Origin of the sequence: Salinicoccus albus DSM 19776 (assembly GCF_000385175.1) — a bacterium.
Classification (GTDB): Bacteria; Bacillota; Bacilli; order Staphylococcales; family Salinicoccaceae; genus Salinicoccus; species Salinicoccus albus.
In genome coordinates this window covers 15,033-32,407 of the sequence record NZ_ARQJ01000011.1, presented here as the reverse complement: position 1 = coordinate 32,407, position 17,375 = coordinate 15,033, and the positions used below count along the sequence as shown (strand labels likewise).

The 17,375-nt window shown below is 38.0% G+C and carries 13 protein-coding genes and 1 pseudogene; 1 reads left to right on the top strand and 13 read right to left on the bottom strand.

The genetic code is table 11. The features are described from left to right. The 12 genes and pseudogenes from G343_RS15910 to G343_RS0100565 all read right to left on the bottom strand — a co-directional run. A pseudogene (locus G343_RS15910) lies at positions 1–210 on the bottom strand (transposase); the annotation flags it as partial. A gap of 9 nt (positions 211–219) precedes the next feature. Next, positions 220–594, bottom strand: coding sequence for a transposase family protein (locus G343_RS15070; RefSeq protein WP_083931341.1), 375 nt, complete (start codon positions 592–594; stop codon positions 220–222). A 193-nt stretch (positions 595–787) separates the two neighbouring features. Next, positions 788–2,932, bottom strand: a complete 2,145-nt coding sequence (locus G343_RS14895; protein ID WP_020006189.1) for a glycosyltransferase — start codon at positions 2,930–2,932, stop codon at positions 788–790. Next, positions 2,919–3,776: a hypothetical protein gene (locus G343_RS0100605; RefSeq protein WP_020006188.1), complete on the bottom strand. Its 858-nt coding sequence runs from the start codon at positions 3,774–3,776 to the stop codon at positions 2,919–2,921. The genes G343_RS14895 and G343_RS0100605 overlap by 14 nt, the downstream gene beginning before the upstream one ends. A 3-nt stretch (positions 3,777–3,779) precedes the next feature. Then, positions 3,780–4,319: a hypothetical protein gene (locus tag G343_RS0100600; RefSeq protein WP_020006187.1), complete on the bottom strand. Its 540-nt coding sequence runs from the start codon at positions 4,317–4,319 to the stop codon at positions 3,780–3,782. After that, complete coding sequence (locus G343_RS0100595) at positions 4,306–5,136, bottom strand: hypothetical protein (RefSeq protein ID WP_020006186.1); 831 nt, start codon at positions 5,134–5,136, stop codon at positions 4,306–4,308. The genes G343_RS0100600 and G343_RS0100595 overlap by 14 nt, the downstream gene beginning before the upstream one ends. 26 nt (positions 5,137–5,162) lie before the next feature. Then, a complete protein-coding gene (locus G343_RS0100590) occupies positions 5,163–7,784 on the bottom strand; it encodes a glycosyltransferase (protein WP_020006185.1) in 2,622 nt (873 codons plus the stop codon). Positions 7,785–7,832: 48 nt separating this feature from the next. Next, entirely contained in the window at positions 7,833–8,951 is a 1,119-nt protein-coding gene (locus tag G343_RS0100585) for a hypothetical protein (RefSeq protein ID WP_020006184.1), read from the bottom strand. Positions 8,952–8,990: 39 nt separating this feature from the next. Beyond that, complete coding sequence (locus G343_RS0100580; RefSeq protein ID WP_245541917.1) at positions 8,991–10,667, bottom strand: heparinase II/III domain-containing protein; 1,677 nt, start codon at positions 10,665–10,667, stop codon at positions 8,991–8,993. Between the two features lie 93 nt (positions 10,668–10,760). After that, positions 10,761–12,035, bottom strand: coding sequence for a nucleotide sugar dehydrogenase (locus G343_RS0100575; RefSeq protein WP_020006182.1), 1,275 nt, complete (start codon positions 12,033–12,035; stop codon positions 10,761–10,763). Positions 12,036–12,060: 25 nt separating this feature from the next. Beyond that, the gene (locus G343_RS0100570) at positions 12,061–12,699 is read right to left on the bottom strand and encodes an AAA family ATPase (protein WP_020006181.1); all 639 of its coding nucleotides are present in this window, start codon (positions 12,697–12,699) and stop codon (positions 12,061–12,063) included. Between the two features lie 11 nt (positions 12,700–12,710). Continuing rightward, positions 12,711–13,229 carry a hypothetical protein gene (locus G343_RS0100565; protein ID WP_020006180.1) on the bottom strand — a complete coding sequence of 173 codons (519 nt, stop codon included), beginning with the start codon at positions 13,227–13,229 and terminating at the stop codon, positions 12,711–12,713. A gap of 93 nt (positions 13,230–13,322) precedes the next feature. On the opposite strand from G343_RS0100565, the gene G343_RS0100560 reads away from it, so the two are divergent. Continuing rightward, a complete protein-coding gene (locus tag G343_RS0100560) occupies positions 13,323–14,519 on the top strand; it encodes a DUF6270 domain-containing protein (RefSeq protein ID WP_020006179.1) in 1,197 nt (398 codons plus the stop codon). Positions 14,520–14,550: 31 nt separating this feature from the next. Here the strand turns inward: G343_RS0100560 and G343_RS0100555 are convergent, their stop codons facing one another. Further along, on the bottom strand, positions 14,551–17,373 hold the full coding sequence (locus G343_RS0100555; protein ID WP_020006178.1) for a glycosyltransferase family 4 protein: 2,823 nt from the start codon (positions 17,371–17,373) through the stop codon (positions 14,551–14,553). Positions 17,374–17,375 lie beyond the last annotated feature (2 nt).

Here is a 17,375-nt window from a genome sequence, read left to right as displayed (position 1 = left end):
AAACCGGTCATGAATCTGAATGACGGATGCATCGTGCGCAGAAATGACTGTCTGAAACCGGGTGTAGCGATCGCGTGTAATATGTGTGAGTTCCGGATGATTGCCCAACCATTCAACCAGTGTCTCTGGCTCGCGGTCCGGCAGGAGATCAATGGGATGATGGGTGACTGCATCACAAATCAGAATGCCGTATCGGTGGTTTTTTTCCAGGCGAAATCGTCAATACCGACAAAAGGGACTGTGGACTTTTGGCATTTCTGTTGTCTGAATCAGACGGAGCAGTGTATCATGACTCACCGGCATGCCTAGAATTCGAGTGACAAGGGGCGCCTCGATACAGTGGGTTGAGAAAGCAATCGTGCGCAGCACTTTATCCAGACGGACCGTCCGCTGTTTATAGGGCAGCAGCCATTCGAACCGTTCGGTAAACACTTTTGTTTCGCAGAAAGCATTCGTACAAAACCATTTTCTGGTTTTCAGATATAACTGAACCTGTTTGCCTTGAATGGATAAATCATCAATCACCCGCATGTAGGTACTATGCCGATTATGGGCCCTGTGTTGACACTGCGGGCATTTGCCTGTTTTTTGTATCCGACGTAACCACGTCGGTCAGCATGTTGGCATCTTCTACTTGACACAAGATGAGTAAACGAGAATCGAGATCAGCGAAATGGGGGTACATGGTCATCATTCCTTTTTACTGATATATACTCGGTTCTTCCCAAATTAGCGTAAGAGCCACCTTTATTTTGCCATACACATCGATCATAAATTGCTGATTATATTAATAGTCAATAACATCAAAATACTCTCTATATGGTGAGTAAAGTTCTATTATTTTATCTAAATATTCTTTCGCTTTCGCTTTTTCATGTAAATCTTGAATCTCAGCATATTTCTTTAGATACCAATTTTTAAAATAAAAATTAAACTTAATTTTCATATAAACATCTATTAAATTTTCTTCTTCTAAAAATTTAATTCTTTGAAGTTCAACTTTATAAAACTTCTCAAAAAATTTGTGTGTGACAGTATTTGTTACGGAACCTTCCACATATGCATAATATGAATGAACCATCTGATCAATCACTTTAACTTTGTCGCAGTTCAGGATAAGCTCCTGGAAAAACAATGTATCCTGTCCAGCTGCTCCCTCAACCATTTTCAAGTCATTCTCTAAAAGAATTTTTCTTTTTACAATCAATGCCTGGATGCTCTGGACAGTCAAATTCGTGTTAATTAAAATGCTTCTCGTATCTTCAATAATATCATCCACGTTGACTTTCATTACCTTATTATAATAGTTAATTTCATTTCTCTTAATATTATCTTCCCGGACAATATTCCCAACGATCATATCCAGATCCTGATTCTTTTCCATCTCTTCGAGCAGGACAGAAAAACCATCATTAATCGCTTCGTTATCCGGATCAAGAAATGTAATATAATCGGTTGATGCTAATTCAACTCCGGCGTTACGGGGCCTTGACGCGCTCCCTGACCCATTTTCAAATCTTTGATATACAATCTCCGGATGTTCCGAGCGAATGTCTTCAATGATACGTAAAGTCTCATGGTCTGTACTTCCATCATCCACAAATATAATTTCCAAATCATCAAAACATGTGAGCTGTTTTATACTGTTATAACATTTGAACTTTAAATATTTACCGTTATTATGTATGGGTATAATCATGCTCAATTTTTTCTTTTGGTTGCTTTTATTAACAACATTCTTTTGATTATGAATGATACAATCTATTTTCTTATCAGGAAATTTAATGAAACTATCATTGTATTCTACGCCTGTTTTGCCCAAAAAGATAATAGGGAATGATAAGGTCTGCTCAATATCATACTTACTGCTATTTATCTTTGAATCAAATTGCTCACAATCATTTCCTGTAATAAGATTGTTATCAACCATATAATTGTTTCCGCTGCCAATATTCAACTGATTAACAAGTCTTTTATCAAAAATATCAGCATGGATATCATCTATGATGTTAATCAGTGTCAGATTATATAATACATTATTCCTATTCTCATTGAGTATATTAAATGCATCCAGTTCATTTAACGGCGAAAATGCGTAACCCTTTTTATTAAGGTTCAATATGACTGAAGGTACAAGGTTATTAATACTGTAATTATAATTTGTAAATACGATTTTAGAATTCGCAGCATAATATAATAATCGGGGAAGTATTTCATTGCTGTAAGGTTTGTTACTATATACAAAGACATTTGAGTGAGAGTGGATGCACTCAGAGTCAGCAGTCTCAATCACCTGTATATGCTCATTTTCAAATGATGGCAGGTACATTCCTGGTCTAATTAATATCTCCACATTATCAAATTCCAACGCCTTGCCAAGTAATTTTTCAAAATCCAGCACATAATTTCGCTGACTGGTATCTGCAAGTGTCAGATCTATGAGTATAGAATGGTTAATCTCATTCGAATAGTAATGTAGATGGCTTGGCAGCATAAATGCCTCAGTCATTTTTAAGTCTTTTTCAATTTCCCACTCGGGCATTTGAGCATAATCCACTTTTGAAACATATACGGGAATGTTGTTATTTTGTATAAAGTTATGAAATAGACTATACCATTTGATATTTGTTACCAGGTGAACATAAGGTTTCCCCTGGGACATCGCAGAAGATACTTGTTTCTCATAATTTTTTTTGAATCTTATAATTTCATCCTCTGATATGATATCCCCTTTAGGTTCAGTTAATATCAATATTTTTCCATCATTAAAACTCTTTACATTGATGAGCTCAAGTTCATCTTTAAGCTTTGTACCAGACAGCGTATCAATTTTCTCCGTTATTATATTATCTAAAAAATTGATGAGTGGCTTACCGTCAGGCAGTTGACGATCAGTACACTCATCAATAGTAAGCAGATTATTGAGATTCATATATATCACCTACGTATTTCCTCAAATAGAGTTGTTGCAAGTCATTGGATACCTGAATATTATTTTCAATATTCTTTAATCGATAGGTTTGGTTTTTCAGCTTTGTCTTTAATTTTTCATCCGATTCTTTAAGATATACAAGCATATCTACTAACTCATAATCAAGTGCCTCAATGCCCTCACTGTGATCCGCTGAAAAATCATGTATCAACCTTGTCCAATAGTGTCTTCCATTCAGTTTAATTCTGACTTCATCCAAGTCTGTAAAATAACCTGACACCTGACATGTTGTTGTCTCTTCAAGTGACTTTTCAATACGCATAAATTCACTGTCTTTATAAATTAAAGTATTTTCTTCTATATCGACTGTCTGATATTCATCGGAATTGTACAGACGGTGAAAGTTTTTCAATTTTATACTGGAATATTCATGAGAACCGACTTTATCAATCAGTAAATATGGTTCATTTTCTATAAAAAATATATAATAAACTTTCACCAGCCTGTTTTTTAAACTGTCCAGTTTATTATTTGACTGGGCATCATCAACTTTCTTAAATTTTCCATGTATCGTTGGTAATCTATAAACTCTTGGTGATTGTTTTAGATGAACCCATCCTACATCTTGATCGTTTACGCTTATCAACGACATTATTTTCTTATTAAATATCTTCTGCTTTTTCACATCCACTACGTAAGATGTCAACATATCAGAGAGGGCTATAACATCTTTATTATTTAAATTACTATAGATAAGCTTTGTATTTTCTTCGTTTAAATAATATTTTTGTGGGACGTTCATGTTTAAATCACTAGTTTTAATATTAAGGTATTTTTCCTCCATATACTAATACTCACCTTGTTTCATTTTTATGACTTTTATATTCTCGATCGAAAAATTACCATGACCTCGAATTTTAAAAGTCAACCTGCATTTATCATCAGACTTATCAAAATTGATCGCTTGATTCACTTCATTGATATTTGTCTGCTTTCTTTTCTTGCCCTTGGAGTAATGAATAAGAACGGGTGTGATTGAGATAGTTTCATTTTGTCTGATTTGTATATCAATATAATATGAGTTATCTGGATTCACTTCAAAAAAACTTTTCTCGGGTGCTACTGCAAAATTATTATCTAAAGTTTGATAGGATAAGTATAGTTGTTTTATTGAGTGTTCTTCCACAACCCAACCGATAAAATCATCTTCCTCATAAAGAAAAATTACATCTTTGGAATAATAAAACATGTTGCGCTCAAGAGGATATTCTTCAATGATCAAGTTATCAGCATTGAAGGCTTTAATCGAATCAAAGACATGTAATTCCGACTTATGATCCCTCTCATATTCCTTTTCGAATGTTTTGATATAACTATCGAGTTCCATCAAAATTCACCTGCTTGTTCAATTCCTTTTTTAGAATTCTGTCATAATATAAGTGATAATTCTCCAATTTCTCTTCACTCTGATTAATTATGGAACTTAAAATGACTTCATTGATTTCATCTGGTCGATACCTATTAATATTGTAGTTTATGTTCAGGAATTCCTGTTTGATCCAAACATCTTTGCCTTTGTACCTGAATTTCACCTTGTTTTCATCCGGTAAAATATGTTTCGTTGTATACACTTTATTTGAAGCTTTAACTTTTTTACCTTTCCTGTGCAGTCGGCTGTCATAATAAGTGATGGTATCTTTATTAATTGTAAACTCTGTAGTTACTCTGTAAAGTTCACTAATTTCAGCAGGTTTCATAAAGCAGATTATTTCATCCACTAATGTCAGGCATTCATAAATATTTGAATCATATACTGCGTAATATCTAGAAAACATAATATTTTTATTTTTTTCTTTATAATTTTCCACGTTCAGTTCCAAATATTGATTTAATTCATTATCAAATGTCGCATGTTCATTCAATTTTATCTGCCTATTAGTTTTTGGTATAAGTAATATGCTTTTCTGAGGTTTGAAAAGTCCAATATCTCTGCCTTCAAATTCAATTTTAAAGAACAGTTCGTCATCTATTTCAATTATCTCTCTGGCAATTACAATTTTGAAATTATAATCACTGCTCCGAGCTGATATTAAATTTTTTTCTTTATCAGCATAAATATTTTGATTGTGTGGCTCAACAATCAAAATATTTATGAATGTTTTATGATCATTAAACATCTGCATAGTAAACTCGTTAATTTTCATTAAAATCCTGCTCACAATCACATTACTTATTTTATCTGTTTCATTTCTTCATAAAGCCCGTTCAAATATTCCTGAACTTCCAGTTCAAATTCCGGTTCATACTTTTCGTATAATTCTATAATATCGAGAAATCTTTTTACAGCTTCTTCCCGTTCCTCAGGAGCCACTCTTTCCAATCGCGGCATATACCATTTCCTTATATAGAAACTGTATCTTTCTTTGAGGTAAACGTCCATCAAATCGTATTTTTCCAGATAAGGGATTCTTTCGATTTCCAATCTGTAATACTTGTCAAAGAATGTTTTCGATACTGTGTTTGTTACACTGCCGGCGACGGCTGCATAGTAGACGTGGATAAATTTATCTATACCTTGGATTGTATTACAGTTTAACACGAGTTCCTGGAAAAACATCGTGTCCTGTCCGGCGGCGCCTTCTACCATGATAATATCATTATCGATAATTACAGACTTTTTGACGATCAATGCCTGAATACTTTGTACACGCAACGCTGCTCTGATCAGATAATCTCTTGGATCTGATATATATAGCTTATTGAAATTATACTTCTTGATGGTACCGCTGTATTTGCCGGCTGTTTTCTTCTCATTGTCCTCTTTGACAATATTTCCGACGACCATATCCACATCCTGGTTCTGGATGATCTCCAGCATTCTGTGATAGCCATCTCCTGAAGCTTCATTATCCGGATCCAGATAAGTGATATAGTCAGTCGTTGCGATTCTCGCACCTTTATTCCTAGGCCTGGAAGCACTGCCAGATCCATCTTCAAATTCATAATATACGATATCCGGATGTCTGCGACGCAGCCGATTGATAATCTTGAGAGTGGTATCATCAGTACTGCCGTCATTTACAAAAATGATTTCCATCCTGTCGAAGCTGCTCGACCTTTTTAAGCTGGCAAAACATTTTTCCTCCAGATATGTACCGTTATTATGAATCGGTACGATGACACTCAGCTTCTTCTCCTCAAATACTTTAGACTGCAGCGTGTCGTTGTCACGTTTTGCAACCAGTTCCACATCATCCAGGTTGTATCCGTTGGTCAAGCCGGCGACTTCACTTAATGTACTGACGCTTCTGATATCAGTCATTGATTTGTGTACATTATCGATGTGGTCGATGTAATTATGTGCTTCCTCATGGCTATTTTTGGTGACAAAATCCACGTCCGTATACTTGAAGGCACTGATCATATCTTCCAAATAATATTCTTCATAGACATATTCATCGGAGAAATAGGTCACAAAGTCAAATGCTGACAAATCAATGTTTTCCAGGTCTTTCTTTAATACTGGCGTCTTATTATCATATATCTGCTGCTCAAAACTCTGCCAGTTCTCTTCTGAATCATTTTCCAGGATAACCAGAATATTGTTCCGGTTCTCTTCAACCTGAAGCCCGATATCTTTAGCAATGGAACGGATACGCTCATAAGTTGTATGGTTGTTCATCACGCCTCTGATTCCTTTGGCCTGCAAGTCTTTCAAGTCACTTTCTTTTGTGCTGTAGATGACTTTAAAGTCGTCAGGGGCATGGATCATTCTGACGTTGGGAAATTGGTTGTTGATACCTGTGTTATAGTTTGAAAGCAATAAGTTCCCAAATGCCTGTAATTCATAAACTCTGTTTGCAAACATTGTTTCAGAATATTTGACAGAGTTCATATTGATGCTCCAACGGATGATCTTGTGCAGTTTCATCAGAAAATCATGGCTGACCGGCGGTGTCAGATTTTCAATATACTTTGATGGGAATTGATATCTAGGGTCTTTCAACTCCAGGTTCCTGTCAATGATCGTAAGAGGTGCATCAGCATTCAAAATCGAGTCAAACAGCCGCTTTGTTTCACTCATCCTGACTGGATATTTCGATAGCCAGCTGCCTGCAAACAAAATCTCATCTTTATATTTTTCAGCATATTGTGTCCTGCTGCCCACAGGGTTATGGATTTGGGGATTCACCCCAAACTGCAGTACTTTCACATTGTCATTGCCTGTATATTCCTTATATAGATGAACGACTTCCCTGGCCGTTGTATATATATATTTGCAATGTTTTGCCAGACTTTTGAAAAGATTATAATTGACCGGATCTTCCTTGGAATAGAAAACTGTCGGAATGCCGCGTTTGTTATACTCCTCGGCCAGCATAATCATCTGTCTTCTGATCGGACCATTTGGTGTCGCAGCACCCATCCAAGACTGATCAATGCCGCGCCATGTCGTTGCAAAAATAACAAAATCATAATCTTTGATATGATCTCTTTCATGCCTGTTGATATATTCTACATCCGCGGCGTCCTTGAATGATTCATATAAAAACTGATCAGAGATGATGCCAATCTTGTAATTGAGTTTTCTGTAAAATCTGCTGCCGTTGCTGGATGGGATCTCATCGACTATTTCTCTGAATTTATCCAGTGCCTTATGCCGATTCAATTCCTCAACTTTCATGTAATAGAATGGATCTGAATCCTGCTTAAAAAGATAGTTCGAACTGTATTCATGGATGTTTATGCTCGGATTCAGATCATTGATGATTTCGTTTAACGTAGTCGAAAAGTTGTCATCAATTTTCTTGTTATATTTCTTTAGGTTTTTTTCTAACTGCTTTCTATCCAATATCGTTCATCACCTTTTGTTAAATTAGTTTTGTCAGAATCACGATAATTATTTACTGTTTAATTTTTCTTTTAATGCCTTATATTTGCCATCCAGGTTTTTAAGCTTTTCTTCCACCACTTGCATGCGATCTTTATACTTGTCCCTTTGTGCTTCAAGTCTTTGCGTGTAATCTTTCTGTTGATCCAAACGCTGTTCAGCAAGTTTCAAACCTTTATCTTTTTTCCTGTTAATATTTTTTAATTCGAGATTTTCCTTTTTAAGTGCTTCCTTTTCATTCTGCAAATCTTCATTATTACTTTTATCATTTAAGAACGAGCTTCTTAATTTCTGTGCATCAAAATCTTTGTTCTTATTCTTTTTGTCATTAAGAAACTCTTGGGCGGATAAAACTGTCTTGACAATATCCTTGCTTTTACTGCGCTCCAAGTTAACGCTGTGAAAAAGATCATCAAGATGCAGTTTCTCCAATGACTTTTCATCATCTGACTCAAGATTCAAATCCAGCCCATTGATATTACCAAGGGAAATCCAATAGTTATCACTGTCATTCACGCATACTTTGCCCACGCCAAGCTGTTCAAATACTGAAAGTAATTTTAAAGACGCAATATCCAGCTCACCTTCGACCGGTTTTGTCAGACTGCTCAGTTTATATAGTGGCGTATTTTCTTCCAGCTGATCCTGGCCAATTTCAATCTCATACGGTTTCATCCTGTCAAGCAAGCTGTGATGATGAAATCCATGGAACTTCCCTTTAATGAACACACTGAAGTAGCGTTCACCCTTATAAAAAATCTGAGATTTAACATTCAGAAGCTTGCCTTTGAAATGAGAAATGAAATCTTTCTCTATATTCAAATTGGCATTGACTTCATTATTAGTGAATTTTTCTTCAATTACTTTGTAGTGTTCCGCAGGAAATCTGAAGATCTGAATTGAATCTTCTAGTTCAATCCATCCCAGCTGTTTATCCTCATGCTGAATCAGATGATATTCAACACCCTCAATATTTTGCATCGAAACAGTGGTGACAATTGTCCACAAATAGTCATCAATATCAATAAGTTCCAAATCTGATTTCAATTTTTCCCGGATTTTTTTACCTTCATCTTCTACCAGTATGAATTGTCTTGAGTAGTTGTAATTCTTTAAAAGGTTAATCATTCTAAATACCTGCTTTCAATTAAAATTTATATCTATGAACTATTGATAAATAGTGTACTGTTCACCATTAAATTCAATGTGCACCGAATCATCCTGATACACTAAATTTACATCACTGACTACATTGTCATCATAAATTGCCGTACAATACACGTTCCCTTTATTTGATGCTTTCTCATACCTCAGCTGGTTTGTTTTTTCCGCCTTCCCAAAGCCGGTCGTATTTATCGCCACAGGTTTCTCAAAATCTCCTGATATTATCCGTCTTTCATCTATCTTCTCAAATTGTTCAACACAGAGGGACTCACCCTTGCTGGTCAATCTATATTTGCCCTCTATATCTTCGATTTCAACATTCGAGGCCAGATTAAAATTCTGAGTGAATTTTAATTTATGTCTTACAGTTGTATCTACATTATCAATGATGATGATCAACGGTGCATTTTTAAACAGGATAACATTGCGTGCCAGTACGGCACTGCTGCCGTTGTAATCCCCATTCTCTCCTATGACGTGGGCATAAATACTGTTGTCGATATAACCCTTCAATCTGACTTTCCTGTCAAACCTGTTCTCAGGTTTTATCGTATAGTCGAACTCTTTCATGAAAAAGCTGCTATGTGCCCGGCGGGAGATTATATACTTTCTTTCTTTTGTCTTACTGTAATTATATTTGCCCGGATCTTCGAAAAAATCTGCCCCATTATAATTTAAAGTAATACTCAAATCATCCTTATGTTTGTGTACTTTGCTGCTATAACCCGAGATAAAACTGACATATAAAGGTTTAGGGGAACCATATTGAAGTACGGAGATGCCCGCTTCCTCATCATATAAATTCCTATATATTTTATTTACTTTCTTTTTCGCATTTCCGGAATCACCAATTGCAGGGAAAGCCCTGTCCGGTTTCAATAATATTTGTGGATATATTTTAGCGAGCTCTAAATACCTATTTATATTGGTACCGAACGATTTGCCCCTGCTGTTCAGGTATTGCTCGATTTCTTCATACATCCTGGTAACCATCATATGATAGTCAGGGGAATTTTCGATATGGATGCCGTTGTAGCTGAAACTGTACCAGAAAGTATCGATGGCCCGGTAATACCCTCTCATGAATAAACTGGAATCATTTAGAACATTACCCAAAACCATCAACGCTTTATCCATCATCAGACCATGGTTATTATTTTTATACTTGCTGTCATCGCTCAACACCTCACCATGTTTCTGAAGAACTGCTTTGAACAGGTGCTCATCTATTTCAATGCTCGTTTTTTTAGATAGAAACAGAAATTGGATGATTACCTGGGTTCTGCTCGCGGTCGGATGATCGTACCAGACCATCTTTTCCTCCGTACCGTTGGTGACAAAATGTATCCAGGACATGATAATTTCTTTCGCTTTATACAAATATCGTTCATCTTCAGTTTGGGCATATTCATTTAAAATTTCTGCACAAACCCTCATCGACTGTATATATAACTGATAACTGTCCCCATATTTTTTCTTCTTATCAGTGAACCAGTAATTTTCATCAAACTTTACTGGATCAAAATTCGTGAAAGGAATAATGATATTTTCCAAAGCATTATCAGCAGCCATTTTCGTTCCAGTCTTGTACTTCAGCAATGGGAAAACATCGTTTTCAAGAACTTCAAGCTCACTCTCATCCTGTTCCTTGATATATTCTGTAAACATTTCATTACTCATATCGGAATTTAATCCCTTTCTGTTAGGTAGTTGGTAATAAAAAACTGCAGACATGTCCTGTGAGACCATGTCTACAGTCCTAGCAACATGCTGTCAGGCTGTAATTATTCTAAGGAGCTTTTGAATATTCCCGTAGTTGTAGTATTGGACATCATCATAAGCGTCTGCATTCATCACATTCTTGGTATCAAAGATGACTTTATCTTTCATTGTTGAGAAGTCCGCATCAGACATTTCTTTGAATTCACTGTGGTCGCTTAAAACAAGTACAAGCGTGCTGTCTGCCACTGCTTTCTGAACGTCTTTCTCGACCCAATCCTGCTTGACGTGCGGATCGTAGGCAACCACATCCAGACCAGCTTCTTTTCTGAGAAGTGTATAGATATCAAATGCAGGAGATTCACGGATATCATCCACATCCCCTTTGTATGTCAGACCGAAGACAGTCACTTTCCGTCCATTCAGTTTCTCAAGGATGTCTTTGGTGTAGTCCACCACATATTGCGGCATGGAAACATTGATGTCGCGGGCTAATTTGATTAACGGTGCCTGCTCAGGCGCTTCGGCAATAATGAAGTATGGATCCACTGCCAGACAGTGCCCGCCGACACCCGGTCCAGGCGTATGGAGGTTCACACGCGGGTGCTTGTTCGCCATGGCGATGACATCATATACATTGATATCCAGTTCATTACAGATTTTTGCCAGTTCATTCGCAAGGGCAATGTTGACATCACGGTACGTATTTTCCATCAGCTTGGACATTTCTGCTGTTTTCGCGTCTGTTTCGATCATTTCACCCTGGACGAAAGCCCCGTACACTTTTTTGCCGGCTTCGACACAGGCAGGGGTCATCCCGCCAACAATGCGGTTGTTATAGATCAGTTCTTCCATGATTTGACCCGGCAGCACCCGTTCAGGGCAGTGCACCAGGAAGATATCTTCACCGATTTTAAAACCCTGCGCTTCAAGGTATGGCGCCACATTGTCATCCATTGTTCTTGGTGCAATTGTGGATTCCACAATCACAGTGTCTCCTTTTTTGAGAAGCGGCACAATGCTTTGGACACCTGACATCACAATGGAAATATCACAAGATTTAAACTCATCATCCCTATTTGGGGAAGGCACTGCTATTATGTATGCGTCCGCTTCCACAGGGGTAGTTGAAGCTTTGAAAGTCCCTTTGTCGAGGACTTCTCCCAGTGCCTCCTGAAGTCCGGGCTCCTCTATATGGATGCTGCCACTGTTCAGCATGTCTACTGCTTCCTGCTTGATATCCACCCCGTGAACGTCAACGTCGTGTTTTGCAAACATGATCGATGTCGGCAGACCGATATAACCCAGCCCAATCGTTGTTAATTTCAATTAATGCCACCTTGCTTTCTAGATATTATTTGACGTTTCTTATTATACCAAAACTTTTTACATTAAAAAGGCTAAATTTGTCCATATGACTTTTTATCTTCCTGTAATCGCTGGTTTTATCTTTTGAAATCGTTACTGCAGCGTCAGCCAGCTCAAATATATTAGCATAATGTTCAAATTCATCTGATTCCGGCCCGATGAGCAGGACATAGTCATAATAGTTTTTCAAAGGGACTAATTTCGTTTTGATATCTTTCTTATTCAAAAGTCCGATATACGTTTCTTTCTCCACTGTTTCAATTTCTATATAATCCAGATCCTCATATTGGGACGGCTGGATCGCTTCGCTCAAATAGGATGAATGACTGATCGTATCTATAAGCCTGGATCGCTCATCATCTTCAAAATATGCCCCCAGAGCCCCCGACGCATTTAAATCCAGATTAATGATCAACACACGCCTGTTAAGCTGAGTCAGCAGATGGGCGATGTGGGAGGCAGCTGCACAGACACCTGCCGGATCATTGTTTGAGGTGAACAGTATAGATTCAACCGAATCGTTTTCACTCCTGTTGATGATCGATTTGGCCGCATTATATAAAGCATTCTGAATTTCAGGCTCAAAATCATGGGTGACTTCCAGCTTACTCCTTGTCCTTTGCATCTGAAACCCTCCTAAAACTTTCCTATTACCTTTTCGTCCAAATAATGGTGCACATCTTCATCGGATTTTACCCTGCGATCCAACAAGGAATGGATCATGCCAGCGATTAATCCCAATAATATCAGGACACCAATTACAGATGCCCTGGCAATGTATTGTCCGTTTACTGTGACAGATACATCCGCCCCGGCATCGTATGTGATTCCCTGCGCATCAAGAATATTTTCAAAATCACTGCTGACAGATGAGACATCGTTCGATGTTACACTGCGCATCTCAATGCGTAAGTGCCCGGCGTCTGAATCATACTGAACAGACACCATGCCATCATCCGAATCAGCAGCCATCGATTGATTTACCTGATCTGATAGTTTCTGTTCCTGGCTGGGGGTTAAATTTTCATCTAATGGATAATACGTTTCATAATCATATGTATTGCCCAATAGGAAATAGGAAGCGATCGTCCCTATCACACCAAAGACCAGCATGTATATGATAATGCTGCGTATGTTCCTTTTTAAAAAGTACATCGTATTTCTCCTCTGGTCATCATTCAACAAGTATTATACTATGATAAAGATAAGGACACAAAATTTATATCAAACTATTACACGAGGTGCGCTATGACTATAGATATTATCGGCAGTCCATTGACACAAAAATTAACCCAATTCAAAAATTTCCCGTTTAAAGTTGGAAATTTCATCAGCGGACAGAGTATGCTTTCTCTGGTCTCCGAGCCGTATAACGCTGACATGGCTGACTTAGACACAGAACAACTGGATAGTATCTCAACAGCATACAGGGACCTGAACAAAACTTTCTATCATATCTTGAAAGATTCCAATTCTGATGTCCTGATTTTGGATATACTGAGTGAACTCAATGAAGTTAGTATGCTGGAAGAGAATTTCTATAATAAGTCTTCACTGGAGCTGTTAAAATCACATCCGGCATTTATAAACTTATCACAAATCCAGAAATTCCGCCTGTTTCAAAAGCACCTGGATGCCATTGTGGGCCTGCTCGACAAATATGAGAAAATCATCATCTTAAAACCGGGTATTCAAAAAGGCAGTGAATCTGAATTTCTCAATGCCCTATATGCACTGATACAAAACAGATTATCCAATCACCTGGTACTTTCTGTCCCTCGGCCGCCGGAGGGAAAAACATACTTTAAGGCACCCGTCGAGTATTATGATGGCATCAACTCGGATCTTAAGAAATTTACATCTGATAATTATCACAACCAGCTGCTTTTCGAGGAAAAACTGGAAGATGATAAACTGACGCTTTTCATCAATCATATTGAAGAACGAGAATATATTTATGAGCTTTATAAAGATGGCAGTCCATACAAATCAACCCAGCCGACAACTTCGAGATTCTGTCAGTTCAAACTCACAGATGAAGGGAAATATCGGGTGCGGGTACACTTGACAGATGCGTCCATCAAACCTAGATTCTCACAGACCTATATCTACAGCCCAATCACGGAAAATGAAGATGGCGGGGTGAGACATGTTGAGATGCCCCGGCACTCCGATCAATGGATGCTTGATTATGTGTTAGAGCAGACAGACATCGAGTCCATTGTGGGCAATCCATTTAAGTATCCGAATGGATATAAGGACATGCCGGTGGTGCTCCCTGAAGAGATTGAAACGGATAATATCCTATACAAAGATCAGATTTTTGATCATATCGTTCATGATGTGATGAGTAAAAACGCCAACAGCGAAAACCTGAAACACGTGTCCCCAAAATATTTGTTCAAAGAATTCATAGAAGAATATGTAAAGAAAAGCGATAATTGATTGGGTTATCCCAAAATTTCGAGCGTTGAAGTCATGCTTCAACGCCCTTTTTTTCGTAAATATCCGTGATGGTTTCCAGCAGTACCTGCCAGTCTCGGTGATTTTTGACCCATTCCCTGGCATTTTGTCCGATTTCTTCATTCTTAGCTATGGATACAATTGCCTGTTCTAATTCAGACCCATTCTCTGCTTCAAAATAGGTACCGTTCTCTCCATCGATCACCATTTCCTTCAGCGCAGCGACATCACTGACAATCACTTTTTTCGCCATTGACATCGCTTCATAGGTTTTAATCGGCGTAACCAGCTGACAAACTAACGCCTGCGTTCGCGGGAAAGGTGTGATATCGATAACGGAATAGAATTTTGCCACCTGGTCATGAGGCACTTTGCCTTTAAATATTACATCGTCTTCTATCCCCAGTTCACTGACTTTTGATTGAAGCTGTGTCAGATATTGGCCATCACCGACAACCAGAAATTTGACTCTTTTGTCAAAAACCCTGGATTCATTCAGATTTTTAACCGCTTCAATAATATATCCCAAACCTTCGTAGTTGGTAATCGACCCGATAAAACCGAGTACAATCGTATCTTTTAGATTTAATGCATCCACAATTTTGGGATCTGGTTCCGAAGGCGTCAGATCTTCAGTATCCACGCCATTGGGAACGACTGAGATCTTACCTTCATCAATACCTTTTGACACCAGATACGCTTTCAGACTTTCACTGATACACAATACTTCATCCGCCGTACGGCAGCAAATGATCTCATAGTCATCCTGCAGGTTAAACCGGTCGGATTTATAGAATGAGGGGTTTTTTGAAGTCTGTGTATGATGCCACATCCCCCTGACTTCATAAACCGTCCTTAATCCAAGCATTCTGCCTACTTTCAATGATGGGAGCGCATTTTGAAAATTTGAAGCCGCATGGATAATGCCCGGCTTTTCCGCTTTAATGATCTTCAGAAGTTCTTCCGCATACACATTGAAATAATCATTTAATGGCGTCCTGTTGGTCAGGTATTTTTCCGATTGATCAATATAATATGTTTTTATCCCATCTATGTCTTCTGTTGGCATTTCATAGTTTTCATGTTTCGGAGACCATCCCAGACGGGTTGTTTGAACGACTTCATAACCCTGATCCTGAACCCTCTTCACAATTTCATTGGACCGGATCGTATACCCATTGATGACAGGCAGTGCCTTATTGAGTACATACAAAACCTTCTTGGCATTACCTGTTACGTCATCGTTGTTCCTTAAAGTAATCGGGACCTCCCATTCAGTATTCAGCAATTGGAATTCCTGGGCCGCCATCTGATATTCCCGGGGGAACAGTCTTGGGGAATAGTATTTCTTCATGAGCTTTACATTCTTAAATCTGCCGGTAATATCACCGATGACATGATAATTCCTTATGAAGGATCGGATGACGTCATGATGATAGGGTTTTATACTCGCTGCCTTATGTGTTTCAGACAGTGATAAATCATATGCTTTGAGCTGAAAAAGATACTTTGAGAAATTGATCCTCAGCTTATATTGTTTATCTTTGGTCCGCGTGGAGACCACCTGATCCACACGCTCCAAATCATTATGGGAACAGTAATATTTGCCCAGGACAATCGCGCTGGACATCCGTTTCGGAGCGGTCTCCTTCAAATGTTCGATAAAGAATTGAGGAAGCTCCAGTCTGAAGTTATATCGAACCAATTTTTTTATGACAGTGTTATAGATTCTTTTCTGCTCCCGTGTACTCAGATGATCGTGCACGAAAGCATCTATCTCGTTATTGATTTTTCTATTTGTAAAAAGTTGTGGATAATGGAAAACGATGTGCAGCCTTCTGTCCCATTTTAATAATTCCCCGAACCTTTGGTCTTCAAGTAAAATCTGATTATCCAGAATCATTCTTCTCAGTGACATGATATGCTGGATATTCAAGTTGACTTCCGGAATCAGCTCATAGATGGTCTGGAGCATATTTTCCGAATAATGGTTCGAATGATAATAGTTAAGGATTCTCTGGAGTTTTAAACTTTTACCGTTTTTCCTGTCATCAGCGATTTCCAACACATTCAATGCCTCAAATTCTATATATTGATTGAGGTCACTATTTTCTCTGACAAAGGGGACGAACTCCTTTTTGAGAATCTCCAGATTCTCATTGTTCAGATAATACTCATTAATCACGAGCGTATATCCCAATTTACGCATCTGCGTATTGTGACCATCAATCTTTTCTTTTACCCGCCGCAAGTCTATGTCATCAAAGTTTGTTACACCAAGAAATTTATCAGCATACTGGCGCCAGGTGTACTTATAAAACACATCATTTTTATCATCTTCAAACTGCTCGATCAGAAGATCTTTTTCAACCTCTGTGATCTGGATCAGCTGCTCCGCTTCATCATACATGTTTCTTCTCACCAGGTAACTCATGAGATTGAACCGCTGATCGGTCTTAAGATATTTAAGTACATCAACATCTTTGTTGGATAGCGCCACAATGCTGTCCAAAAGCTTCAGATCATAGAGCAATTTCACCTTTAAAAATAATACACGGGGGCTATCAATATTCTCTATAAGTCTGTATGCATCCGGATATTTCTTCTCATGCCTGTAGACAAGCGCATTCAAATACAGCTTATATTGGCTGTCTATGTTCATATTATTGATATGATGCAAAAGCATCGAATGGCCGGACCGGCGCAAATATATACTCAATCCGCCTTCTTTTTCCCCCATTTGGTTCGTCAGACTTTTTCGCAGAGCAAATTTGGAGACGGACTGAAAATTAAACTTCAGGGCGATATAGGATACTACCCCTAATATGTATGTCATGA

What these genes read in the sequence shown, in the direction of transcription:
- G343_RS0100560 (WP_020006179.1), top strand. Translation starts at nt 13,323, where the DNA reads ATGACTATAGATATTATCGGCAGTCCATTGACACAAAAATTAACCCAA.
- G343_RS0100595 (WP_020006186.1), bottom strand. Translation starts at nt 5,136, where the DNA reads ATGAAAATTAACGAGTTTACTATGCAGATGTTTAATGATCATAAAACA.
- G343_RS0100605 (WP_020006188.1), bottom strand. Translation starts at nt 3,776, where the DNA reads ATGGAGGAAAAATACCTTAATATTAAAACTAGTGATTTAAACATGAAC.
- G343_RS0100585 (WP_020006184.1), bottom strand. Translation starts at nt 8,951, where the DNA reads ATGATTAACCTTTTAAAGAATTACAACTACTCAAGACAATTCATACTG.
- G343_RS0100555 (WP_020006178.1), bottom strand. Translation starts at nt 17,373, where the DNA reads ATGACATACATATTAGGGGTAGTATCCTATATCGCCCTGAAGTTTAAT.
- G343_RS0100600 (WP_020006187.1), bottom strand. Translation starts at nt 4,319, where the DNA reads ATGGAACTCGATAGTTATATCAAAACATTCGAAAAGGAATATGAGAGG.
- G343_RS0100570 (WP_020006181.1), bottom strand. Translation starts at nt 12,699, where the DNA reads ATGCAAAGGACAAGGAGTAAGCTGGAAGTCACCCATGATTTTGAGCCT.
- G343_RS0100565 (WP_020006180.1), bottom strand. Translation starts at nt 13,229, where the DNA reads ATGTACTTTTTAAAAAGGAACATACGCAGCATTATCATATACATGCTG.
- G343_RS14895 (WP_020006189.1), bottom strand. Translation starts at nt 2,932, where the DNA reads ATGAATCTCAATAATCTGCTTACTATTGATGAGTGTACTGATCGTCAA.
- G343_RS0100580 (WP_245541917.1), bottom strand. Translation starts at nt 10,667, where the DNA reads ATGAGTAATGAAATGTTTACAGAATATATCAAGGAACAGGATGAGAGT.